The following is a 22745-nucleotide window of genomic DNA, read 5'->3' as shown; positions in this document are numbered from 1 at the left end:
CGGTATCCCCAAAAGGGGATGCGGACGGAATCCTGGAAGGTTTTTGTTCGTGAAAGTTGTGTATTCGGATGAGCAGCGTCGGTTGGCGCTGCGTGTGTATCGCCGTACTCGTTCGGTAACTAAGACTGTCCGTGAGTTGGGTTTTTCCGGGCGATGGACGTCGTACAAGTGGTTGCGTGAGTTTAAGCGGGGTAGGAAGCCTGCGAAAGCAGGCCTGCGGGCGTCATTATTATGACTTGGACACCAAGTTGCGTGCCGTTGAGTTCTGCGAGGCAGGCCAACGCGTCGATGATATTGCTCGCAAATGTGGGGTGCATTCGGAAACAAGCGTTTATGTTTGGGCTCAAAAGTATCGTGTAGAAGGGATGTGGGCTTTGATGAGTCAGAAATAACGTGAAGCTGAGCGTGCTCTACTCACACGTGGGTCTCTAGAGGCTGTTTTACCGGAGGAACCAGAACAGTTACGGCAATTAGCTGCTCAACTGTTGCTTGATAAGGCAATGCTTGAAGGTGAGGTTGAGTTGATAAAAGAAGAGGTCAGCGTCATCCTCGGACAGTTAAGCAATCAATATAGAACCTGCGTGGTTGACGCACTTCGATCCTCTTTTCCGCTGCCTGCACTGTTGAAGGCCGCAGGGCTTTCCTCTTCGAGCTACTACTGTCAGCGCGAGGCGATGAATGCTCCTGATAAGTATGCTTACCTCCGCGACCCGATCCTCCGCATTTCCTGAGATTCCTTTCACACGTATGGGTATCGGCGAATTCGGCTTGATTTCAAAGAAGAAGGCTTTCGTGTCAGCGAAAGACTCGTATGCCGCGTGATGGCCTAAGAAGATATAGAAGTTCGTCGCTCTAAGAAGAAGTGCCAATACTCCAGTGATCAAGGAGAAGTATCTTCAGGATCTGACAATGTCGTCCAACGCCGATTCCACGCCCCAGTACCCAATTTTTTATGGTTGACCGATATCAGCGTGTTCGCCACCGACAAGGGCAGTTTATATCTGTCGACCATCAGAGATTGTTTCGATGGGATGCTAGTGGGATACCAAACCAGCATCCGCCCAACGATGGATCTGGCAGAACATACTCTGCTTCAAGCTTGTGAAAAACATTACCCTCGCGCGGATGGTTCTCTCGCACTTCACTCAGACCGTGGAGTGCACTACCGCGGCCGTGCCTGGCTAGGTTTAACAGCCAAGCACAACATCGCACGTTTCATGTCCAAATAAGGTTGCAGCCCAGATAATGCGGCCTGCGAAGGGTTCTTCGGTAGACGCAAAGTTGAAATGCACTACGGAAAACCCTGGCAAACGCCCGAACAACTTGCCCACGCTATCGATGAGCACATCTGCTTTTACAACGAATGCAGAATCAAACTCACCCTCGGAGGAAAAAGCCCAACCCAATACCGCCACGCACGAGTGGCGCAAAACAAGAGAAAACTCCAAAAAGTGTCCGCATTTCCTTTCTGCTGCTCACTCGGAAATGCCCTCGATCTGGTCCGCCTCCCGCGTGGTGTAGACGTGTTCTAAGCCGCTCATTGCTCCACACCTTCCTGCGAGAAGTCCTCCCCGGTAGGCTAAGGACCGCCACAACCCTGCGCGCAGCTACGTGTGCACCCACCTACCAGGGAGGAAGAGTGTTCGAGTACGGAACCATGGATGTGACCACTAGCGGACTTGTGGCCCAGGTCCTTGTTACACTTCTTGTTGCGTGGACCTTCTGGACAGCCAACACTAAGGAAAACAGACTCCGCGGCAAGGTCTCCGTGGGGGTTGACTGCGTCTTCGTTCTCTTGATCGCTACGGGGATCCCCACAGGTATCGCTGGCTCCTTCAAGGGAGGACTCGACTACACAACCAGCATTGGCCTGTTGTACCTCACTTATGCAGCCATCAGCATCTTTGCTCTCAACACGGTTGCGTCGGCGATTTACCCACATCTTCCAATTGCTCGCGACACCAAAGACGTAGACGGCAGCGGCGAGTAGAAACTTGAATTGGGATTGCCTAACACTCAGATAATCCATCACCGACTCACATATGACGCCACTGCCTTTTTGAATTGGCTGGTCAGGGCGTCGAGGTCGACGCGGGCGCGCTCGACCTGCTCAGCAGGGGACTGCGCTTCAGTGCGCAGCGCTTTGAGATGCGCCTCAGCCTTGCGACGCTCGCCCTCAAGCTCAGCCTGCTCTCGATCGAAGTACTCATCACGAACGAGGGCGACCTGCGGAACAACGAGGGCCTCAGTCGCGAGTGCGGTTGGGCGTTTGCGGCCGTCTTCGATGTTGCTCAGATATGCGCGGGAGATTCCCATGCCGTTGGCGAGCTGATCGACCGTCATGCCGCGAATTTCGCGGATGCCTCGCAGGGCTGCGCTTTGGCACTTTCGTTTCTATTGTTCAGTCATGTTCGCTTTCATCCCAGATGATTTATGGTATATGGGGGAATGTGTCAACACGTGTTTAAGGGAACGCTTGCGGAATCTGTCTGTTCATGCTGGTCATTGTTAATTCATGTGCTCGTAGTCTCATTCCTGTATTTCCGCATGTTTCTTTTTTCGTTCCCGTTTGTCACGTTTGATGTTTCCTCGCGTCTCCGCAACGCTAGTATTTATGACTGAAATAACGGGCCCTGATCGTTTAGCGGATCTGGTTCGGCAGCGATGCCAAGATGTCGGCCTGCCGAACGCAACTGCGCTTGCAGCCCGCATGAAGCTTTCTGCGCGCATCATTGGTGAGATCGAAAATGGGCGCCGCGATTCCTGCCGGAGCACTACGCTCTGGTCCCTTGACAACGCGCTCTTTTGGGAACGCGGTTCAGCTAGAGTGGTCCTCGATGGTGGGAACCTCGCCCCCTCCCTATCGACACTTCTACTGCGAGCGCGAAGGTTGCTCCGGCCTCGTCGGATGAGGGTGAAGGGTTTGAGGCGAGCCTGGGCCCGCGTTTGACGATCTCTTCCCTGTTGAGCGTGAGGAGGTTTTGACGACTGCGTTGCGTGCTGCGCGTGAGATTCGTGAGGGTCGCTCGGAGTCTCACCGTGGTGAGCGGTACGTGTCGCGCGGTTTCGGGGGTCGGGTCGGTATACTGTGGCCAGCCCGAACGGCTGAGTGACTGTGGCTCGCTTGGAGCCGGTTTATGAGGAGCCGCCCGTGCTTGATTTTTCGCAGCTCGCTGCGCGCACAGTCACGTCCCGTCCCGAGTGGGATGCTGCGCCAGCTAATCTCGAAGGAGAGCGACCTAATGGCGTCTCGTCAGGCGAATAAGAGTGTTCAGTTTTTTCGGGCGTGGGCACTTAGCGATGGAAGACGGCGCGCAGTCGAACCTCCGCAGTGGAGAGAAATCCTCACAGCATGGGATGACAGGGTGTTCGCAGAGAAAGCTATTGGTGGGATCTACTACATTCCTGACCTGACTCACCGGATGCCAGCACTAGGTGTACATAAAGAGGTCAATGGAGCCTTCCAGTCTTACCTGGATCACGAGCACGCAGCCGTTGAAGATATCCTCGATGCCACTACTGAGGTTGAAGGTAAGGTTCGGGCTAATTCAACTGCTGTCATATTCATACCTGACACCAGCTATATTGCTATCACTCCTGGAAACAACAGCGCACCGCGCCATAAGAGCGTTGAGCCATTCTTAGAGGAAATCTGTCCCCTTGGCGACAACGAGTATTGGAAGGTCGAACCCGTCATTGACTCCGGTAAACTGAAGAAATTTCAGACCGAAACAGTTGATGGCGTCACGCGAGTCGAGCTTCGTCTACCCACCACGATGGATCTTCTCACTCCGGCCTCCCCGAAAGGGATTGCAGAGTCTATCGATTCATTAGCCCAAACGATTGGTGCAGAGCTTGATGTCAGCATCACGGTGTCATTGAAAGACGAGTACCGACAAAGCCGGTCAGCAAGGCAACGACTCAAGCAGGCGGTTCTTGTGGATATCCCCCGATTCACCGCAGCTAGAACCGTTAAAGTTCACCCAACCGATTCTTCAGCTTCCGATCTTGAAGTCCTTAGTCTCATCGCGCATCGATTCACCAAAGAAATCGAGATTGCTCAGGCAGACCTCGCCTCAAAAAGATTCGCAAATCTCGTGCAGGCTACAGCAAGTGCCGCCCACGAATGCGAAGATGAGCTACGAGCACTGGAACGATGACATAACAGAGGAAGGAGTGGCCTCATGAGGACAGTACGCAACATTTGGGTGCAGCATCCCGCCGTTGACCTCGTGCTCGCGGGTTCCCTCTTCGCCTTCCTTTATTTTTCCATCGAAGGCGACATTTTCACCCCGACCGGTCTGCAGGCATTCCTGTCTGCACTCTCAACAACTGCCGGTCTGGTCATGGCCGCGGCAACGTTTGTTTGTACGATCCTCTACCAATCTTCCAACCCCTCCATTAAGAAGCTCATCAGCCGCCATGGCAGAGGCGTCGCCCGGTCGTGGGTTTGCATTATCCTCATTACCCTTATTGCCTGCGTCGCAGCTTCAGCGCTCACCGGATTAACGGAAGCGACATTCTGGGCAGGACAAATCGGCATCACCTTACTGGCCCTTGTCTTCATCGAAGGCGTTCGCGCAGTGTGGTGGCTCAACGCCGTATTCAAACTCGAAGAAACAGAGCATATCCGCACAGACAGAGCTCAAGTCCGCGAGCCTCGCTTCCGTCAATCCAAGTAAAACTGACAGGTCGCCCCCGCACTTTCAACAAAGGCAGGGCGATCTGTCACCATAAGGGGCTCTTCCCATTTGAGGGTGTAGCGGCGGTGTTACCTGGGGGCGGCGCGTTGTGCCCGGTTGATGGTCGAGGTCTTTTGATGATGGGAGTTGTCACACTGTCCATCTGGAAGACCTCGACGTGTCCAACACTGCCTTCAGGGCTCTTGATCTGACCACCTTCACCGGCAAGAGCGACCTTGGTCTGGAGGTCACCGGCCAACTCATCGAGTCTGAGCGTACGGTGTGGGAGTGTCGGTTGGTCGAGCCCGATGATTGCTGGCGCCGGTGTGGGAGTCAGGGGCAGCTCGTGACACTGTGATCCGACGGCTGGCTCATGAACTCTTCGGGTGGCGCCCCACCACGCTACTGGTCCGACTGAGCAGGTACCGCTGTGCAGGGTGTGAGCATGTGTGGCGACAGAACAAGGACACATAAGAGAAGACTCCAAAAAGTGTCCGCATCCCCAAACGTGTTGGTTTGCCCCCGGACTTTTCGGCTTTATGCTGCCCGCAAGTCGGTGTTGAAGTTGGCTGGGTGAGCGTGTGGGGTGTGAATACCCCGAAGTGCCCTGTGTATGGGGCGAGTAATGACTCGGTATGCACGTTCAACTTTCGGCGCGCAACGGTGGCGGTGTTCGACGTGCAATGTCAGCCAGTTCGGCCGGATTGTTTCGTCGGTTCAGCAGTGCGAAAAGTTTGTGTCGTGGCTGCTGAGTACTCGCCGACGCGAGAGAGGCCTTGAAAATGCGATGCGGTGAGCGTGCTTCCAGGCTGTTTGTTGTGTGGGTATGTGTCTGGTCGTGTGGTGTGGTTATTTGTCGGAGGGGACGAGGCTGATTGTGGCTCTAAGGATTGTGATGGGGGTGGAGGTCTCCGTACTGGTGAGGGCGTTGGCGAGGTAGGCGCTGCGCCCAGAAGGGTAGGTGATGGTCGCATTCCATGTTGTTGTCAGGGTGATGATGCGCCCGGGTGAAGTTTGGGTGTAGACGTGGTTGAGGGTCTGAACAGGATACGGAGCGGAAGGGTCGGTGGTTTCTAGGGTGGGGGAGCCATCGCCAAAGTCGTAGGAGAAGTGTGAGGCTTCCAAAGCGATGGTGATTGATTGGCCAAAGAGGCTGAGTGTGGCGTTTTGTGTGGGTGAGGTGACGTGGACGAGGGTGGGTAGTCCGACGAGGGCGTTTGTTTTGGGTTGCCAGGCAAGTCCTGCGCCGTTGATGGTGTGTTGGGCGTGGGCGTAGTTGATGATCTGGCGGGGTGAGAGGGATTCAACGCTGGGCGCAGTGTTCGTGGTGGGGTCAGAGTCTGGGGTTTCGCTTGTTTGGGGGTGTTCGAGTCCGAGGATGATTCGGCATTGTTGAAGAAGGATCGGCCCGTTTGCGGCGTGGGCGAGGCACTCTTCAAGAGCCCGATTCCACTCATCCGCCGAAGAAACATCCACCTCAATGCCATCACCCACACTGAAAACAGGACCCTGCGCAGCGGGGGTGGAATCGGGTACAGGAGACGCTTGATAGTGTCGAACGTTTCCCTCGGCGGAGATTACATCGCCTTGTCCCCATACATTGAGAGTAATTCCGTCATTTGCAGATGTCATTGAAGGTGAGAAAACAATCCATGCGAGGCTCACGACTATCGCGAGATGCTGGGGCTTGGGGATTCTGCTCATTGCGTCACTCAGATTCATCCAGGATTCTTCCTGCGGCCACTTTCCAATCGGAGCCGATCCAATGAATGAAGAGCTCCATCGTGTTCCGAGCTGCAGGATTGTGGTTGAGGCGTCCGGAAGCAAAGAAGTCGAATTCGCTGGTCTCGACGACCTGAGAGACGGCATATGAGTCTGCGTATTCACTTCCCTTAGGAGTGGTCTCGTCAATGGGAGCGTTGAGTGTCTTCTCTGTGACGGTGAGTCTCATTCCGTTCACCCATCCGCCTTGCTCGTAGAGAGTCTGTATCTGCTCGATGGTTGACTGACAGAAGGTGCAGCGCTCTTCGGAAAAGTCGCTTAGTGGTTGTGTGTCCCCCGTGGTCCACGCGTATTCGACGAGTTCAACGAACTGGTATGCGGCTTGAGCTGCTCCGATTTCGTTGAACTGCAAGGCCGCCTTGTCCATCGTCGGCACTGAGGGAGTGACATGAGGTTTCCTGAGGGTGCCGTCCTCGTTGAGGATGTAGTCGCCCGACATTACGACTTCGGCGGACTGTGCGGCAGACCCCGACTGAGCACCACTAGGCGAAAACACTGAACACCCGGAAAGCATTACGAGGCCAGAGAACACCAAGGCGAAGGCAAGCAGCCGGGCAGCGTGGAATGAGCGTGTCATTTTTACACGCTAAAGCAGCCACCAGAGAAACTCCACCACTTGCCACAAGCTGTGGACAGATTGGACAGAAACGAAAACTCGAACTCTAACGCAGTTGCCTTGGCCCTGTGGCTACTCGCTCCTCCAATCTGATGGTGTAGTCGCGGTGTAGGCACGCGAGTGCACACGCTGCGCGGGTCAGCACCTTGCCCGATGGGGTGACGATGACTTGCGGAAGCGCGCCTCCCTTCGAGATCCGAGGATCAGTCTTGTGGCAGATGTCGGAATACCCTTTAGCCTGCCTAGGCCTTGAGTCCCTCTGTCCTCACCTGGAAACTTGAAATAACAGAGTTATCCACATGTGTTGAAAAGTCATAGCGGATCAAGGAACCGCACCTTCCTTGGGGCGCTATACCGCTTTCGGGCAGATAACTTCGAATGGGCCTCTGCGGGGGAGAGAGGCAAGCTCTCTGCGACTGAAGTGGCGCGCCCATTCGGGCATAGTCGTGCTTGGAAGTTCGAGAAGATGAGTCTCTTCGGATGGGTGTGCTCCTCTCGCAATGAACCCATCCGCTGTTGCAATGCCACCTTTGGCACGGGGATACGTCATACCGCCCTTTGCACCCTCGGGTCTGGGTGCTGGACGCAGTTCTGCTCTGAACGTTGAGGGGGTTTCAGGGCTGGCATCCAAGTGAGGGGGCGATATTGACTGTGACCTGCTTTTCTTTTGGGAACCCGCCACATCTGTCTGAAGTTTCGCCGTCTTTGGAATCGCCTTCGTCTTCAATGCTGCGCGTTCTTGGAGGAGAGCCTTTTCATGAGAAGCGAGGAGTCGCCGTGCGCGGCTGAGTTGTCGGGTTCGCGACGACTGAGCTGGGATCCACTTATTCGTTTTCCCGAGGAATGGGGGTGCCTTGACCTCGGGAACGCCGTCGTTCATCCGGATCTGCCAGGTCAGAGTGTCGAGGAATCGATGGTGGTACCAGCAGAGCAGCACCCCGTTGTCGGTGTGCGTTGGGCCGCCGGCGGCGTGCTCGTGAACATGGTGAACTTCGCACCAGGTCGGACCAACGGTGCAACCGGGAATAATGCAGCCGCCATCTCGTGCGGCGATCGCACGACGTTGTTGAGGAGTGAAGACCCTCGCAGATGTGTCGAGTGAGAGGATTTTGCCTGTGGAGTTACTGTGAACTCTTTCGATCACTGCGTCGCAGGAAAGACTCAACGCAACATTCGAGGGGATTGTCGCAGCCGCGTGCTGCCATTTGCCTGCTGGAGCATTGTTCAAAGTGGCGGTCCCTCGCGGATTCTCGAGGTCTTCCTCGTTCATTGTGACGACGAGGGTCGGTGGGGCGCCGCCCAAAAGCGGCATCGAGGGGAGAGTGGCGGCTTTGAACAGTAATGAAGCGAAGGCGTCATGCAAGATCTGTGGGCCGCTTCGTCGTGCGTTCGGGTGCTGGTCCGTCCCTGAGACATCTAGTCCTGAGACATCTAAGGGAGTGGAGGAGTCCGTCATACCTGAAGAATCATCGGAGGAAGCATGTCTGTTTTCGTCGCTGTTCGAGCCGGAGTCGGCCTCGGCTTCTGTTGAGTGAACGACTGTCGAGTCACTTCCTGTGAACTCCATCAGTCCCTCGGAACTCTCAATGTCTCCACCTATTGAGGATGAAGAGTCCAAGAAGGCAGTGTCGCTCACGCGCGGGTTCGTCACGGCGTCGAGGAGTGTACGGAGTTGGGCTCCGACCTCGGGCAGGAGGTAGCCGTTGACCTTGACGAGACCATCTTTCGTTGGAGTGAGGGTGAAAGTGCGTTTGCTCTTTGCGTCAACTTCCTTCGGCAGCGTCCCGTCAGGGTCAAGCGCTTGCGCCCACAACGCAGCGACCTGCCGGACCGTGTCAGCGGGAAGAATCTGACGTTCCAATAGAGGGTCGTGGTCAGCGAGGTTGTGAAGTTCCTCGACACTAAGGTCTGGAACTTCGTCCGCTGAGGGCGGAGTGATTCCCAATGCTGATGCCAAAATCGCGCGTTCCGCAACATCGGCGAGGACGTGGCCGCGCGCCAGAGGAGTCATGGATGTGAGGATCGCATCTGCGGTGTCTTGACCGATCACTCCGGCTTCGCGGGCTGCTCGGACGAGGGGGCACGTGCCGGGGAGGGGTTCGCCGCTGAGAGACTTTGGCGCGAACATGTCGATTCCTGCCTTGAAGCGTCGTGAAATCGACGCTGAAGAGGCTCCTGTCAGTCGAGTCAGCAGGTCGTGCGGCGAGCGTGCACCCAGCCGGAGATCCAAACGCCCATCCAGGTTCGTTGCTTGGCAGCGCGCCTTCAACTCGGATGCTGTTGCGCAGCGAGCTGCATCTACGACGGAGCCCAAGGACTCAATGATGCGAGTGAGGTCGACGAGGAGGTTGTCGTCGAGATCTGCTGTGCCGTTGTTTTGGAGGATTTCAGAAATGGACGCGCGAATATGCTGAACCGACTGGCCCAGTGAGTGGATGCGCGTTCCTTCTGACATGTTCCTATTCTAACAAGAATCGAACATATGTTCGATAGGTGAAGGGGGTAAAAGCCCAGGTCGGAATATCTGTTTCCAAGTCGTTACTTTCTGAGGGTCAATTGTGGAAACAGAAAATCGGGCCCGCGAGATTGTGGATAATTCGCCGACTGTGGCTTCCCGTGTTTGGGGGCCTTTCTAGGGACGTGACCCACCCGAAGGGGACTCGACCTATCCGATGAGACTTGGGGGCGTCGAACGAGTTTCGGATAGTCGAATTCGCCCTCTCGACGCCTCCTTAGAATCAAGAGCATGGACGAGCAGAGATCTGCAGATCGAAGCAGAGGTTTTGAGCAAAACGTCGACTCTGAGCAGAGTGCTGAGCTTGAACAAAGCATCGCGCCTGAGTGCAACGCTCAGCCTGAGCTCGATGCCCTTGTACACCTCGACGCGCCTGTGCACTTCGACACGCCTGTACACCCCGGCGCGCCGGTGCATCTCGACGCCCCAGGAGAGCTCTGCGCCCCGCCAGAGTTCAGCACTCCCTCAGACAAAAGCACGTTCTCACACAGCACCCCCTTAGCCAAGCCGCGCCCAGCGTCCTCGTTCGCTATCGGAAGACCTGCGCCCTCGTTCACTGTTGGAAGAAGCATCCTCGTCCTCGTCACAGGACTTAGCGCCGGGTTCCTCTCCGGGCTATTCGGCGTAGGGGGCGGAGTCCTCATCGTCCCTGCACTGACGCTGATCCTCGGGATGGACCAGAAGAGGGCGGCGGCGACCTCGCTGGTTGCGATCATCCCCACTGCTGCGGCGGGGGCGGTGTCCTATGCGATGAGCGGGAATGTTTCTCTCATCGCGATGCTGATCCTCATTGCTGGGGCGCTCGTGGGAGCACAGATCGGTGTCCTTCTTCTGCATCGACTGCCCGAGCGCATCCTCCCGTGGATATTCGTGGGATTCGTTGCTTTCGTCGTCATCTCGCAGCGCTTCCATGTCCCCATCCGTGATTCAGTTTTCGAGCTCGACTGGTACAAGGGCATTGTTTTGCTCATCGTCGGCCTCTTTTCGGGAATACTGTCCGGCCTGGTCGGAGTGGGAGGCGGGAGCGTCATCGTTCCCGGTATGGAGATTCTTGTCGGAGCGGGAGATTTGCTCGCGCGGGGAACATCGCTGCTTGTCATTATTCCGACCGCGATCTCGGGGACGATTACGAATGCGCGGCATGGACTCGTGGATCTGAAATTGGGGCTGGTCCTCGGCGCAATCGCGGCGCTCGCTGCACCCGTTGGCACTTTCGCCGCAGCTCAGATCGCTCCCACGCTCGGTGAACTCCTCTTCTCCTGTTTCCTGGTGTTTGTCGGCGTGCAGACCCTCATGAAGGCTCGGAAGAAACCCGCCACAAAAGGGGAGTGAAGAAAACCGCTAAGAGAGAAGGCTCAGAAGGGAGAAGCGTTCAGAGAAAGGACAACGACAGCGCTCTTGGCCCGCGTGAAATGAACGAGGACGAGGCGAGGGTGGGGCAACGCGTCGAAGGAGCCTCCAGGGGGCGGGAGACTGCGTGAGAAGAAGTCCTGCGATGAGCCTCCGAGCTGAAGGCGAGATTCCTTGACGAGAGTGCGTCTCAGTGCCGAATTAGTGTCGAAGGGGCCTCCAAGGTGGGCGGGAAACTGCGTGAAGGGCAGACTCACTCGACGTGAACTTGCCGAAGGGAGAGTGGTATTCCCATGCTCGCTGCGAGGAGCGCCCGCTGCGAAGTGTTGAGACCCGGACAGTGAGACATCCCCACGTTTGTCGCGAAGGAGTTTCTTGGAGAGGAGTTCGCCGAGCACGCGCCGACCTTCCCGCGGAATCCTTACGATATCTCCCGTGGAGTCCTTAGGGCATGTCAAGCGGAGCCCTCACGGCATGCCCTGCGGGGTTTTCGATCTCCTCAGGGAATCCTCACGCTCCCCACGGAGTCCTTACGGTATGCCCAGCGGAGGCCTTTCCCGAGCTTGGCTCAGTCTTTCACAATGTCAAGCCCGAGAGTCTTCGAAGCCTGTTCTACACCCCCGGCGTTCGTCACCTTCGTGAATCCGGCAGCCTTCATCGCCTCGAGCGCCAACCCGGAGCGTCGGCCCGAACGGCAGTAGAGCGTGTACTCGCCGTCTTTGTCGAGTTCACTGATCTTCTCGGCGAAGTCGGGGCCGTTGAAATCGATGTTCGTTGCTCCCTTGAGGTGGCCGTCAGCGAACTCTTCGGGGGTGCGCACGTCGATGAGCGTGCCGATCGCGGTATTCGCCTGCCCGGAAGACCCTGAAGAACTGGAAGACCCGGAAGAAGCGGAATCGGAAGAAACGGATGCGGAAGCGGAGGAAGCTGTCGACCCAGACTCACTCGGGGTGCTCGAACATGCGCTGAGAGCAGGAACGAGGGCGAGAGCGCCGAGGGTGGCGAAGAAGACGAGGGAGGGGCGGCGAGCGGTCATGAGTCTCCGATCTTTGACGGGTTCGTGCTGTCTTGACCGTCAGTGTGCCAGAGTTCGCCAAGAGTGTCCTGTTCACACGTTTGCTGCTCAAGCGCCACACTTGACGGGCTTGCGCGAGCGGGATCCCACAGCGCATGTCGTGTAGTGCGGGCCCACGCAGGGCAGATCGTGTGAATGAGATCACACAGCGCGGGACCGATAAAACAGTGTGGCGCTCAACCAGTGCGGGCTGCGCAGCGAGGGCTCTAGGTTTAGGTTTTTCGACTCCACGTGGTGCGGATTCGTGCCCTTCGAGCCCGCGCCCTAAAAGCCGAGCCCGCGCTAGCGGTAATGGGCGAAGATCGTAGGTGAGCTCATCGCAGACCATCGGGCCGAGCTCATGTGCACAGCAACTCGTGCGCTCTTCAGCTCGCACACACCTCAGCCCGTGCGCACTGCAGTCTATGCGTGTGAAAATGAGAGAGGAAACCGGGCGCCCGCCTAAGGTGGAGTCGATTCGCCCTCGTCATGGAGGATAACTGTGACATCACTGAAGGTTCGAGTCCTCGCTGAAGCCGGAACACCTTTCCCCGGCTCAGCCTTCCCTTCGCCCCTCTATAGGATTCCCGCACTCACCCAGACGAAATCGGGTCGCATCATCGCGGCCTTCGATGTCCGCTCCGATTGGCGAGATCTTCCAGCGGAATTCGACATCGCCCTGCGGGTCTCCGACGACCTTGGACACACCTGGAGCGAGCCTCGTGCCCTGCATTCTCATTCTGAGGGCTTCGGAGTGGGTGACGCCTCCCTCCTGACGGACCCGCTCACGGGCCGGGTCTTCTGCTGGCACGTCGGTTCTCACGGCGAGTCCTTCTTCTCCGCGAAGGTGGGCGGCCCCGGCCTTGAGCTATGGCTCTCCTATTCCGATGACGAGGGCGAGACGTGGACCCATCGTGACCTTTCTGAACTCCGCCCTGAGAATGTCGGAGGCATGTTCACTTCCTCGGGTAATGGCGCTATCGGAGCAGATGGGACTCTGTATCAGCCCTTCGTGTGTCGGGTCGACGAGGAGAGCTACGCCTGTATCGCTGCTTCACGAGACCACGGCGAGACCTGGGTTCTGGGTGAGCTCGTCGGCCCGGATTGCGATGAGAACAAGGTGATCGAGGTCGGCAACACTGGGCTCGGTGCTGAAAGTTCGGGAGTTTCCTCCACGGGAGCTCAGCTTGGCGAAGGTACGGGCAGCAGGACGCTTCTCATGCTTGCCCGCGCACGCCCGTTGGCGCGCCTCGCGCGGTCCACAGATGCAGGCCGCACCTTCACTGAGGCAGTGGCGGCCCCCGCCCTGGTCGACCCTTCGTGCAATGGCGGTATCGCCCGTCTTGGGAATCTGCTGGTCGTGAGCCTGCCGGATCATCCGAGCGAGCGAACCAGGCTCAGTTTGCGGATTTCAGGTGACGGGGGAGTGACATGGAGTGAGGCGATCCTCGTCGACCCGGGTGCCGCAGCGTATTCGGATCTGATTGCGCTGGCCGATGGGTCGCTCGCACTCGCCTGGGAGACTGACGATTACCAGCGGATTCTCTTTGCCCGAATCGAGGCGGAAGAGTTGGGAATCGAGGCCGGGACGGGCAGTTCTGAAGACGAGGACGCGCAGCGCGGAGACGAGGATGCGTGGCTCAGCGGTGAAGGCGTGCGAGGCGGAGACGAGGATGCTCGGGATGGAGGTGTCGGTGCAGAGATCAGAAACGAGGGCGTGCAGGGCGGCGCTGAGGGTGCGTTGGGCGGTGGTGAGGGTAGGCAGAGCGTGGGTGCGCAGAGCGGAAATGTGGGTGTGCGGGGTGTAGGCACCTGGGATGGAGGTGCGGGTGTGCAGAGCGGAAATGAGGGGTCTAGGGGTGGAGATGTGAACCCGAGGTATGTACCCGCTCATACACCGCCTGAGGTCAGTGTCTCTTCCGAAGCCAATGCTTTAGCTCGCTCGGGTGTTTGTTGCGGCGCTAAGGTCTTCGCCTTCTCCATGGAGAAGGCGTCGCTTCAGCCTCGCGGGGTGCCTGGTGCTTTCGCGAAGCCGCCGGTGATCACTGGTGAAAGTGTTTCCTTCCTCCAGAAGTAAGCGCGCTTCCCACTGCTTGTCGTGTGGGTATGTGTCTGGTCGTGTGGTGTGGTTATTTGTCGGAGGGGACGAGGCTGATTTTCGCTCGCAGAATTGTGATGGGGGTGGAGGTCTCCGTACTGGTGAGGGCGTTGGCGAGGTAGGCGCTGCGCCCAGAAGGGTAGGTGATGGTCGCATTCCACGTTGTTGTCAGGGTGATGATGCGCCCGGGTGAAGTTTGGGTGTAGACGTGGTTGAGGGTCTGAACAGGATACGGAGCGGAAGGGTCGGTGGTTTCTAGGGTGGGGGAGCCATCGCCAAAGTCGTAGGAGAAGTGTGAGGCTTCCAAAGCGATGGTGATTGATTGGCCAAAGAGGCTGAGTGTGGCGTTTTGTGTGGGTGAGGTGACGTGGACGAGGGTGGGTAGTCCGACGAGGGCGTTTGTTTTGGGTTGCCAGGCAAGTCCTGCGCCGTTGATGGTGTGTTGGGCGTGGGCGTAGTTGATGATCTGGCGGGGTGAGAGGGATTCAACGCTGGGCGCAGTGTTCGTGGTGGGGTCAGAGTCTGGGGTTTCGCTTGTTTGGGGGTGTTCGAGTCCGAGGATGATTCGGCATTGTTGAAGAAGGATCGGCCCGTTTGCGGCGTGGGCGAGGCACTCTTCAAGAGCCCGATTCCACTCATCCGCCGAAGAAACATCCACCTCAATGCCATCACCCACACTGAAAACAGGACCCTGAACAACAGGGACAGAATCAGGAACAGGAGCCGCTTGAACAGGGGTAGTGGAAAACCTGTAAGTCCCTCCAACATAGATAGTGTTATTTGAAGTTGTTCTTGTGAAATCAATCCCATCTTCCGCAAATGCGGGGCTTGATGATAGGCAAAGTAGAGGGGGAATAGTAAGTGAAGCTAGGAATTGACGTCTCTTATTCAGATTGTGCGGTTTCAATGTCTTCCCCTTCTACTTCGCTCATCTTCCATTCGCTTCCGTCCCAATGGACGATTAAAAGGAGGCGTCCTGTCCTCGACGGAACGTGCTCGAGGGTTGGAGGTCTGTATCTGTCGGCCTTGCTTCTGTGCATGAGAAGGGACATGACGTAGCAATCGGTGAGTTGCGCTGTTTCTGGGGAATTTGTATTGACGGGATAGTTGCCTTCGACTTGGCTGACGGTGTATTTCAGTCCGTGGAGCCAGCCGCCTGTTTCGTACAGGCTAGTGACACTGTCGCTGAGTGATTGGCAGTAGGTGCATCGTTCTTCTGAGAATTCGTCGAGGGCTGTGGTGTCGCCGCTCGCCCACGAGTAGTTGATGAGGTCGATGAAGTGCCTGGCTGCCTGCTCGGCTCCGGTCTCGTTGAACTGGAAGGCAAGCTCACTCATTGTTGGCACTGAGGGAGTGACATGAGGTTTCCTGAGGGTGCCGTCCTCGTTGAGGATGTAGTCGCCCGACATCACGATCTCGGCGGACTGTGCGGCAGACCCCGACTGAGCACCGCTGGGTGAGACTAGCGAGCAGCCAGAGAGCATCGCAAGGCCGGAGAACACCAAGACGAGCGCAAGCAGCCGGGCAGCGTGGAATGAGCGTGTCATCTTTACACGCTAAAGCAGGCACCAGAGAAACTCCACCACTTGCCGCAAGCTGTGGACAGAGTGGACAGAAACGAAAACGTGGAATCTCGTGTAGGAGCGCTGAGTAGGCTCCAGATTCACGAGAAACCCCGAAGGAACAAAGAAACAAGATGATCACCGTCCGCTGTCCTCGACACGAATGCCAACGAGTCCACCCCGCTCCGTCAACCCGATCAGCTCGGCAGTACCTCGACTTCTCGAAGAATGCCGCGAAGAGCGAGCTTGGTTGTCAAGAGCTTCCACTTCAGGGGCAAGGCGCACGCATGGTGGGAACTGGGGTTTCCCACAGTGGGGAAGAGATGGGCAATGCGGGCGATCCTTGTCAAAAGGGGTTTCGAGAACGCGCAGGAGATTAGCTACGGCGCTTCAGAGCAATTAATTAAGTGTAGAACCTTAATCGGCTATGATTTAGCTGCTATCCTTAATTCAGGGCGTGTCGCCCCTGAGAGAAGGAGAAACAGGTGTTCGTTCTGACGATTGACCAACGCCGCTCTCGGGCGGACGAGGATCGTGTTCCGCTCCTCCTCGCTCAACTCGAGCCGATTCCGGTCGCCAGTCCCTTCGTCCGAACGGCCGGCGACGAAGTTCAGGGGGTCGTCACCGATCCAGAAGGAGTCGTAGCGATCATTGACAAGCTCCTCCGATCAGGCAGATGGAGGTGTGGGATCGGCGCCGGAGCGGGGGAGCTCTTCTTCGCTAAGGACGCTCCCGATTCTCGCTCAGGCCGGGGTGATGCCTTCGTCCTCGCTCGGGAAGCACTCGAAAGCGTGAAGAATTCGCGCCATTCGATTGCGCTGCGCTCACGCGTCGAAGAGCCCGCCTCTGAGGGGGAAGCGCTCATTCACCTCATGGAAGCGCTCTCCGCTTCCCGCACTCGTCGCCAGTGGGAGATCGTCGAGGCTGTCGAAGCTCGGGAAACGATGAGTGAGGCGGCGGAATATCTCGGCGTCAGTCCCTCCGCTGTTTCCCAGGTCTACGCGCAGTCCGCGCGTCGTGAACAACGCGCCTGCTACGGTCTGCTCCGTAGGCTGTTGTCGCAGTGTGATCCGAAGGAAAATGGATGAACGAGTCGCCATCGATTCTTCTTGCGCTCGCCGACGCCGCGATCGTCCTCGCCGCCGTCCTCATCGGATGGGCGCTCACCGTCCTCGTCTTGAGGGGTGCGAAGCTTCCCGAGGCGACGGTGAAGACAAAAGAGGGCGAGGACGAGCTTATCCTTGAAACGCCCGAACCGAAGGCTGAGGTGCCTCGTGGTGGAACGCTCGTCGGTCTGCTTGAACGTGCCGCGGTCGCGACCTGTGTCGTCGCTGGGCATGTTGAACTCATCGCTGTCGTCGTCGCAGTCAAGGGTCTCGGACGTTTCGCGGAACTGCGTGACGATCCGGCCTTCGCCGAGCGCTTCCTCATTGGCACCCTCACCTCGATGCTTTCCGCAGTGTGGGTCGCGCTTTTCGGAGTGTGGGCCCTTGACTTCTGGCTGTGAAAAGTGCCGGTCTTCATTGGCAGGGGGATGGAGTGGCTGCGACTTTGAGCGTGAACTCCTCGCTCAGACACTCCACAAGGTCGATATCGGCATCGCCCAGAGGCGGTCCCCCATGGGCAGGATCTGCTTGCCCGCGTGCAAAACAATGCCAGCCTGGAATTGATCTCCGATCTGTTCGCGTAGGAATGACAGTCCTTTGAAGTCCTTCTGAGAGATCGACATTGCGGCTTTTACTTCGATGCCGATGATGCTTTGCTGTCGGTCTTCGAGGATGAGGTCCACTTCCTGCCCAGTTGAAGTCCGGAAGTGACTGAGGGTGAACGTCTTCGTGGACCAAGTCCGCTGTTTGAGGAGTTCCGTTGCGACGAAGGATTCCATGAGACCTCCGCAGAGCGAACTGAGGGTCTGAGATTCGAGGGCTCGAGAGTCAACACCTGCAAGAACTGCCGCGAGACCAGGGTCTTGAGCGAAGACCTTCGGTTTGGAAATGGCTCGTCTTCTAAGGTTGCGTCCCCATGCGGGCAGGGCATCGATAAGGAAGACCGATTTGAGAGCTTCCAAGTAGGAGGGCAAGGAACGTTCCGGGAGGTCAAGTTCACGCGCCACATGTGCGGCGACGAACTCGCTTGTGCCGCTTCGTGCAATGAGGTTCAACAGTTTCGTCAGTCGGTCTGGGTGCTGAATGCCGAACAGTTCGGAGGCGTCTTTTGAGAGGACCCTCTCCGTGTATGCGTCGATCCAGCGTTCCTGGCGGCGACGGCTTGTGTTGACGATTTCGGGGAACGCTGAAGTGGTGAGCAGCGTGAAGTATTCAGATCGTGAAAGGTGGGGAACCTCAGGGAGGGTGCTCGTGTTTGTCAGATTCCAGGCGAATCGTGCGAAGTCTTCTACGAAACTGAGGCGCTCACCTTGGCTGAAGCCTCGCAGGTAGAGAGTTTCAGCTCGTCCTGCGAGGCTCTCTTCCGCGCCTTTCAAAGTGGAGAGATTCGAGGAGGCGGTGATGATGAAGCGGCCGGGGCGTCGATCTTCTTCGAGCGCCCCTTTGATGGCTCGGAAGAGTTCAGGCGCGCGTTGGATCTCGTCGATGGCGAGAGCTCCCAAGGGGTATTGGCGCACGAAGGCATCTGGGTCGCCCTGCGCTGCGACGAGGGTTGCCGAGTCGTCGAGGTTCACGGCTCGAGCTGGGCGGTTCTTAATGAGTTCTGAGACGAGAGTTGTCTTGCCGACTTGGCGTGCTCCAGACATAGTTAGAACGGGAGTGTCGGAGAGGATCTCCTGTGCTAAATCCGCTGAATTACGCCGAATAATCGATTTTCCCATAGGAGTAGTCTAGTTTCCCGTTGCGGTTCTGCAATGCTTACGTTGCGGTTCTGCAAGACTTTCGTTGCGGTTCTGCAAGGGCTGTGGGTCCGAGCTGTACGCCCTCGGGCACCCTTCGTATAGTGTCGAATTCCTAGTTCCAAGGAAGGAGCATGCGGTGAAGAAACGCCCCCTGTATTTCGATTGCGACCCGGGCGTCGATGACGCGCTCGCACTGGCGTACTTGCTGAACTCGTCGGAAGTGTCTCTGGTCGGCATCGGTACGATCTGCGGGAACGTGGACGTCGAACACACGACAGAGAATGCGTTGCGCCTCCTCGCCCTCGCAGGCAGACAGGACGTACCGGTCACGATGGGGGAGCGCTGCTACTTGACTCGCGAGTACACGCATCGCGCGGTGCAGATCCACGGCGCCAACGGCATTGGGGACGTCGAACTGCCCCCAAGCGACCTCGCGCCCACGGGAGAATCGGCCGCTGAGATGATCCTGCACCTCTCCGACGAGTACGAGGGCGAGCTTGAGATCTGCGCTGTCGGCCCGCTGACGAATCTGGCCCGCGCCCTCGACCTCGATCCGAGTCTGCCGCAGCGGGTGAAGCAGGTCGTCGTCATGGGCGGGGCTGCCCTCGTGCCGGGAAACGTCAGCCCCGTGGCGGAGGCGAACATTTTCTGCGACCCGGAGGCTGCGAGCGCAGTCGTGCGCGCACCCTGGGACGTGACTTTGGTCGGCCTAGACGTCACCCTTGAGAATGTCATGGAGGAGTCACACCGCGAACAGCTCCTTGCTTCGGATCAGCCACTCGTGGGAGCTCTGGGGCGGATCCTCGACGTGTACTACGACTTCTATCAGCCCCAGTTCGGGCGGCGCTGTTCGCCATTGCATGATCCTCTTGCCGCAGCGATCGCCGTCGGCACTGTGAAGGTCGTCGATTCTCCGTGGGTGAATGTCATTGTCGATGACACGGAGGGGCCTGGGCGTGGGCAAACGATCGCAGACCTGCGGGGCCAGAGGCTGGGGCCCATTGACCAGGAGGGCGCGCACGTGCGCATGGTTTTGAAGACGGATCGCCCCTTCGCGGATCATCTCGTCGCGAGGATCCTGGGACGTGAATAGTCCAGTTAAGTAGGACTAAGGGGACGTGACCGGGACCGGCAAGGTCGGTGCGGGAGGCGATGTCGAAGATCGAAGATCTTGGGCTGGCAACGGTGAGGTGAGTGGTTGGTATCGGTGAGGTGAGCGGCTGGTACCTGGGCGGTGATTCCGGGACGGACGAAGGAGTCTTGACTGCGAGCGCCCTGTCGTCCTTCGCGCGAGCCTCTGTTTTTCGCTCAAAAGCACCATCAACTTTCAAATCCGGCGGTTTGCGGGGTTCTCGTTGTGGTTCTGAATGTGCGTTCAGCCCCGAAACAGTGCGCACTCGGCCTGTTCAGGGCGAATCCGAGTGCGAGAGGTGACACACTTGGGCAGTATTCTCGCTTTCTCTTCGAAAGGCTTGCCGTGAGCACTGACGCCCAGCGCGCTGAACTTCATCGGACCATTTGGCAGATCGCCAACGACTTGCGCGGCAGTGTCGACGGCTGGGACTTCAAGGCCTACGTGCTCGGCTTCCTCTTCTACCGCTTCATCTCTGAGAACCTTACGGATTTCATTAACGAGGGCGAGGCGGAATCAGGAAACACAGGATTCGATTATGCGCTGCTGCCCGATGCGGACGCCGAAGATGAGGAATTCCGCCGAGATATTGTGAGTGAGAAGGGTTTCTTCATTCGTCCTTCCGAGCTCTTCGTCAATGTCCGTGCGAGGGCGCCTCACAATGAGAACCTCAACGAGACCCTATCGATGGTGTTTGCGAACATTGAGCGATCCTCATATGGGACCAGAGCGGAGAAGGACATGAAAGGCCTCTTCGCCGACGTTGACGTCAATTCGCCCAAGCTCGGCAACACTGTTGCTCAAAGAAACCTCAAGCTCGTGAGGATCTTGGACGCAATCGGGGACATGGACTTGTCCTACGGAGAATCGACGATCGACGCCTTCGGCGACGCCTACGAATACCTCATGACGATGTACGCCTCGAGCGCGGGCAAGTCGGGCGGAGAGTTCTTCACTCCGCAGGAGGTGTCAGAGGTTTTGGCGCGCATCGCGATCGACGGTCGTGAGCGCGTGGGGCGGGTGTACGACCCCGCCTGCGGTTCGGGCTCGCTCCTCTTGAAGTTCGCGAAGATCCTCGGCGCCGACAATGTCGAGGGTTTCTTCGGTCAGGAGGTCAACCTGACGACCTACAACCTGTGCCGGATCAACATGTTCCTCCATGACATTAACTTCGCGAACTTCGATATCGCGCTGGGGGATACGCTGCTCGAGCCCGCGCATTGGGATGACGAGCCTTTCGATGCGATCGTGTCGAATCCGCCGTATTCGACGAAGTGGGTGGGCAAGGATGATCCGACGCTCCTGCATGATCCGCGCTTCGCCCCCGCCGGTGCCCTGGCGCCGAAGTCGAAGGCGGATCTCGCTTTCACGATGCACATGCTCAATTGGTTGAAGGTCGACGGGACGGCGGCGATCGTCGAGTTCCCAGGTGTCTTGTATCGCGGGGCGGCCGAGCAGAAGATCCGGCAATACCTCGTCGACAACAACTACGTTGATGCGGTGATCCAGTTGCCGCCGGACCTGTTCTTCGGCACGACGATCGCGACCTGCATCATCGTGTTGAAGAAGTCGAAGAAGGATAATGCGGTCTTCTTCCTCGACGCTTCGGACCAGTTCGAGCGCAAGGGGAACAAGAACGTTCTGACTGAGGCGAATCGCGACTTCATCATTGATTCCCTGGTGGCGAGGACGGATATCGACTACAAGGGAGCGTTGATAGACGCGGAGACGATCGCGCAGAACTCCTACAACCTCTCGGTCTCGTCCTACGTCGAGCCTGAGGACGCGCGCGAAGAGATCGACATTGCCGAGCTCAACGAGCGGATCGCCGTCATCGTTGAGCGTCAAGCGGAGTTGCGGGCGAAGATCGACGCGATTGTCGCCGACCTCGAGGGCGGTGCGCGATGAACCGGATCGAGCGCATGATCGCTGAGATGTGTCCGGATGGGGTCGCATGGAAGCCCCTCGGCGAAGTGGTTCAGCTCGTCACTGGAGGCACGCCGAATAAACACGTGCCTGAATACTGGGAGGATGGAACGATCCCATGGATGAGCTCAGGTGAAGTGAACAAGAAGCATGTCTATTCGACGGACGGTTTCATAACAGAGCTTGGTTTGTTGAAATCGAACGCGAAGATGGTTTCGCCTAGATCGGTCGTTATTGCTCTCGCCGGGCAAGGGAAGACGCGAGGAAAAGTTGCCACAGTTGAAATTGAGTTATCAACAAATCAATCATTGTGTACCCTTGTGCCGGGTCGTGAAATCTCATATCGCTTCCTCTATCACTTCCTCGATGGTCAATATGAGAAGCTTCGATCAATTTCTTCCGGGGAGGGTGCTCGTGGCGGCTTGTCTCTTGCCATTCTGAAGAGTTTTGTTGTACCTGTCCCTCCGATTGAGATTCAACGAGAGATTGTTGACATTCTTGATTCTTTCACTAGACTTGAGGCGGAGCTTGGGGCGGAGCTTGGGGCGCGCAAGGTGCAATATTCTTTCCTTCGAAATATGCTTCTGAATTTTGAATTCAGTGCAAAGAATGTGTCTGTAAATTTGCTAGGTGAAGAACACTTTGATGTGCAGGAGAAGCGGTTAGGTGACATTGCCCTCATTAAAACCGGAAGGAAATTTGAAGGAGCCTTCGGTAGTGGTTTGCTTCCGTATGTAAATGGAGGTGTGGAGCCCTCAGGTTGGGTTTCGTGCGCTAACAATCCTGGCATGGTGATAACGATTCCTTCTCGGGGGAGCGTTGGCGTTGTAGGTTTTCAGTGGGATCAATTCTGGCTTGGACCATTGTGTTATGCCGTCACCCCTAAAGAGGGGGTCGATCCTCGATTTCTTTATCACCAGTTGAAGCGTCAACAGACGCGACTGGTTGCTCTGCAACAGACGGGAAGCATCCCAGCTTTAAACAAGAAAGAGCTTGTCGGTTTCGTGATTGATGTTCCGCCCCTTTATGTTCAGCGTCGCATTGCAGATGTCCTCGACGACTTCGATGCCCTCGTCAATGATCTCTCCTCCGGTCTGCCCGCCGAGATCGCGGCTCGGCGTCAGCAGTACGAGTACTACCGCGATCGACTTTTCACCTTCCCTGAGAAGAAGTGATTCCC

At 57.3% G+C, this 22745-nt stretch carries 22 protein-coding genes and 1 pseudogene; 15 read left to right on the top strand and 8 right to left on the bottom strand.

Annotated features, from left to right (window positions below):
* The first annotated feature begins 131 nt into the window (after nt 1-131).
* From FFA61_RS09665 to FFA61_RS06170, 5 genes are all read left to right on the top strand, one after another.
* The gene (locus tag FFA61_RS09665; protein ID WP_479725460.1) at nt 132-392 is read left to right on the top strand and encodes a terminase gpP N-terminus-related DNA-binding protein; all 261 of its coding nucleotides are present in this window, start codon (nt 132-134) and stop codon (nt 390-392) included.
* A 369-nt stretch (nt 393-761) separates the two neighbouring features.
* Nucleotides 762-830: a hypothetical protein gene (locus tag FFA61_RS09620; RefSeq protein WP_425326412.1), complete on the top strand. Its 69-nt coding sequence runs from the start codon at nt 762-764 to the stop codon at nt 828-830.
* 141 nt (nt 831-971) lie between these two features.
* Nucleotides 972-1229, top strand: a complete 258-nt coding sequence (locus tag FFA61_RS09615) for a DDE-type integrase/transposase/recombinase (protein ID WP_425326411.1) — start codon at nt 972-974, stop codon at nt 1227-1229.
* Nucleotides 1230-1286: 57 nt separating this feature from the next.
* The gene (locus tag FFA61_RS09610; protein WP_083879493.1) at nt 1287-1532 is read left to right on the top strand and encodes an IS3 family transposase; all 246 of its coding nucleotides are present in this window, start codon (nt 1287-1289) and stop codon (nt 1530-1532) included.
* 107 nt (nt 1533-1639) lie between these two features.
* On the top strand, nt 1640-1990 hold the full coding sequence (locus FFA61_RS06170) for a hypothetical protein (RefSeq protein WP_040314199.1): 351 nt from the start codon (nt 1640-1642) through the stop codon (nt 1988-1990).
* 38 nt (nt 1991-2028) lie between these two features.
* On the opposite strand, the gene FFA61_RS06165 is transcribed toward FFA61_RS06170, so the two are convergent.
* Nucleotides 2029-2343, bottom strand: a complete 315-nt coding sequence (locus FFA61_RS06165) for a helix-turn-helix domain-containing protein (protein ID WP_005964718.1) — start codon at nt 2341-2343, stop codon at nt 2029-2031.
* Between the two features lie 899 nt (nt 2344-3242).
* On the opposite strand from FFA61_RS06165, the gene FFA61_RS06160 reads away from it, so the two are divergent.
* The 3 genes and pseudogenes from FFA61_RS06160 to FFA61_RS06150 all read left to right on the top strand — a co-directional run.
* Nucleotides 3243-4160, top strand: coding sequence for a hypothetical protein (locus tag FFA61_RS06160; protein WP_040314198.1), 918 nt, complete (start codon nt 3243-3245; stop codon nt 4158-4160).
* 24 nt (nt 4161-4184) lie between these two features.
* On the top strand, nt 4185-4682 hold the full coding sequence (locus tag FFA61_RS06155; RefSeq protein ID WP_005964709.1) for a hypothetical protein: 498 nt from the start codon (nt 4185-4187) through the stop codon (nt 4680-4682).
* 178 nt (nt 4683-4860) lie between these two features.
* A pseudogene (locus FFA61_RS06150) lies at nt 4861-5144 on the top strand (ISL3 family transposase); the annotation flags it as partial.
* Between the two features lie 387 nt (nt 5145-5531).
* Here the strand turns inward: FFA61_RS06150 and FFA61_RS06145 are convergent.
* The 3 genes from FFA61_RS06145 to FFA61_RS06135 all read right to left on the bottom strand — a co-directional run bounded on the left by FFA61_RS06145 (nt 5532) and on the right by FFA61_RS06135 (nt 9535).
* Nucleotides 5532-6176, bottom strand: coding sequence for a hypothetical protein (locus tag FFA61_RS06145; RefSeq protein ID WP_138588767.1), 645 nt, complete (start codon nt 6174-6176; stop codon nt 5532-5534).
* A 214-nt stretch (nt 6177-6390) separates the two neighbouring features.
* A complete protein-coding gene (locus tag FFA61_RS06140) occupies nt 6391-7041 on the bottom strand; it encodes a DUF6318 family protein (RefSeq protein ID WP_005964699.1) in 651 nt (216 codons plus the stop codon).
* A gap of 388 nt (nt 7042-7429) precedes the next feature.
* A complete protein-coding gene (locus FFA61_RS06135; RefSeq protein WP_005964696.1) occupies nt 7430-9535 on the bottom strand; it encodes an HNH endonuclease signature motif containing protein in 2106 nt (701 codons plus the stop codon).
* A 291-nt stretch (nt 9536-9826) separates the two neighbouring features.
* Here FFA61_RS06135 and FFA61_RS06130 point away from each other — a divergent pair, with 291 nt between their 5' ends.
* The gene (locus tag FFA61_RS06130) at nt 9827-10927 is read left to right on the top strand and encodes a sulfite exporter TauE/SafE family protein (RefSeq protein WP_005964693.1); all 1101 of its coding nucleotides are present in this window, start codon (nt 9827-9829) and stop codon (nt 10925-10927) included.
* A 586-nt stretch (nt 10928-11513) separates the two neighbouring features.
* Here FFA61_RS06130 and FFA61_RS06125 read toward each other — a convergent pair.
* Nucleotides 11514-11981: a rhodanese-like domain-containing protein gene (locus FFA61_RS06125; RefSeq protein WP_005964687.1), complete on the bottom strand. Its 468-nt coding sequence runs from the start codon at nt 11979-11981 to the stop codon at nt 11514-11516.
* 520 nt (nt 11982-12501) lie between these two features.
* Between FFA61_RS06125 and FFA61_RS06120 the strand changes: the two genes are divergently transcribed.
* Nucleotides 12502-14076, top strand: a complete 1575-nt coding sequence (locus tag FFA61_RS06120; protein ID WP_005964685.1) for a sialidase family protein — start codon at nt 12502-12504, stop codon at nt 14074-14076.
* 52 nt (nt 14077-14128) lie between these two features.
* On the opposite strand, the gene FFA61_RS06115 is transcribed toward FFA61_RS06120, so the two are convergent.
* Together FFA61_RS06115 and FFA61_RS06110 are read right to left on the bottom strand one after the other, a co-directional pair.
* The gene (locus tag FFA61_RS06115; protein WP_138588765.1) at nt 14129-14773 is read right to left on the bottom strand and encodes a hypothetical protein; all 645 of its coding nucleotides are present in this window, start codon (nt 14771-14773) and stop codon (nt 14129-14131) included.
* Between the two features lie 208 nt (nt 14774-14981).
* Nucleotides 14982-15644: a DUF6318 family protein gene (locus FFA61_RS06110; protein WP_005964682.1), complete on the bottom strand. Its 663-nt coding sequence runs from the start codon at nt 15642-15644 to the stop codon at nt 14982-14984.
* Between the two features lie 500 nt (nt 15645-16144).
* Between FFA61_RS06110 and FFA61_RS06105 the strand changes: the two genes are divergently transcribed.
* A complete protein-coding gene (locus tag FFA61_RS06105; RefSeq protein ID WP_005964679.1) occupies nt 16145-16747 on the top strand; it encodes a SatD family protein in 603 nt (200 codons plus the stop codon).
* Nucleotides 16744-17166 (top strand): hypothetical protein, encoded by a 423-nt coding sequence (locus FFA61_RS06100; RefSeq protein ID WP_005964677.1) that lies wholly within the window; start codon nt 16744-16746, stop codon nt 17164-17166. Before FFA61_RS06105 ends, FFA61_RS06100 begins: the two co-directional genes overlap by 4 nt.
* Before the next feature lie 63 nt (nt 17167-17229).
* Here the strand turns inward: FFA61_RS06100 and FFA61_RS06095 are convergent, their stop codons facing one another.
* Nucleotides 17230-18486, bottom strand: coding sequence for an ATP-binding protein (locus tag FFA61_RS06095; RefSeq protein WP_005964674.1), 1257 nt, complete (start codon nt 18484-18486; stop codon nt 17230-17232).
* Between the two features lie 157 nt (nt 18487-18643).
* On the opposite strand from FFA61_RS06095, the gene FFA61_RS06090 reads away from it, so the two are divergent.
* From FFA61_RS06090 to FFA61_RS06080, 3 genes are all read left to right on the top strand, one after another.
* On the top strand, nt 18644-19600 hold the full coding sequence (locus FFA61_RS06090; protein WP_040314195.1) for a nucleoside hydrolase: 957 nt from the start codon (nt 18644-18646) through the stop codon (nt 19598-19600).
* A 384-nt stretch (nt 19601-19984) separates the two neighbouring features.
* On the top strand, nt 19985-21547 hold the full coding sequence (locus FFA61_RS06085) for a type I restriction-modification system subunit M (RefSeq protein ID WP_040314391.1): 1563 nt from the start codon (nt 19985-19987) through the stop codon (nt 21545-21547).
* Nucleotides 21544-22740, top strand: coding sequence for a restriction endonuclease subunit S (locus FFA61_RS06080; protein ID WP_005964665.1), 1197 nt, complete (start codon nt 21544-21546; stop codon nt 22738-22740). Before FFA61_RS06085 ends, FFA61_RS06080 begins: the two co-directional genes overlap by 4 nt.
* Nucleotides 22741-22745 lie beyond the last annotated feature (5 nt).

The organism is Schaalia cardiffensis F0333 (assembly GCF_005886435.1).
GTDB lineage: Bacteria > Actinomycetota > Actinomycetes > Actinomycetales > Actinomycetaceae > Pauljensenia > Pauljensenia cardiffensis.
Note: the sequence above shows the minus strand (reverse complement) of the source record. Positions and strands in the feature narration are given on the sequence as shown.